This is a genomic window from Bacillus songklensis (genome assembly GCF_042649685.1).
Lineage (GTDB): Bacteria > Bacillota > Bacilli > Bacillales > Bacillaceae_H > Bacillus_BA > Bacillus_BA songklensis.
Window position 1 is genome coordinate 1 of the sequence record NZ_JBHRZT010000058.1, and the last position, 630, is coordinate 630.

Here is a 630-nt window from a genome sequence, read left to right on the forward strand (position 1 = left end):
AGATGCCCGTAGGCGTCCAAATAAGGCAGGTAAAATATCTGAATAACATTGTGGAACAAGATCATCGTTTTATTAAAAAGAGAGTTCGTTCGATGTTAGGATTGAAATCTTTTCGTACAGCCAAATCTATTCTTTCGGGAATAGAAGCGATGCATATCATGAAAAAAGGACAACTTGCTTTACGGGACAAGTCTGTCCAAAATCAAGTGAAGTTCATTCATCAACTATTTGAAATGGCTGTATAAGAACAGATTTCATTAGGAATCTATATACCTCTTTCAAATAAATGCAATCTTTGCACCAGAACCGTCAAAACAGCAGCTAACGGAATTATCAAAGGCTATGGGGAAAACTTTAAACCTCGTAATTACGCAACACGGGCTCAGGCTATTGTAATGATTGACCGTGCTTTGCATCAAGAACATGCTGCCACGGATGAAGAAAAGCTTGCAATGATTCAAACTGTGGATTGTAACATCAAAGATGAAATAAAATTTACCGAGCAACAAGATCTTACATCGCAAGAAGTCCTTTACCGTGAAACGACAACGGGGTATCAACTAGCTTATTCACTTGATAACTCGGATACATCGGACTTATTTGAAGAGTTTGATGGCACTTTTACGATGG

General features: G+C 38.1%; 1 protein-coding gene and 2 pseudogenes. All 3 read left to right on the forward strand.

The window, feature by feature from the left end; all coding sequences use genetic code 11:
• A partial coding sequence (locus ACFOU2_RS14745) for a DDE-type integrase/transposase/recombinase (RefSeq protein WP_377916434.1) occupies window positions 1–245 on the forward strand: 245 nt, incomplete at its 5' end.
• A gap of 24 nt (window positions 246–269) precedes the next feature.
• Window positions 270–383: pseudogene (locus ACFOU2_RS14750) on the forward strand (S-layer homology domain-containing protein); the annotation flags it as partial.
• Window positions 384–395: 12 nt separating this feature from the next.
• Window positions 396–630, forward strand: a pseudogene (locus tag ACFOU2_RS14755) (S-layer homology domain-containing protein); the annotation flags it as partial.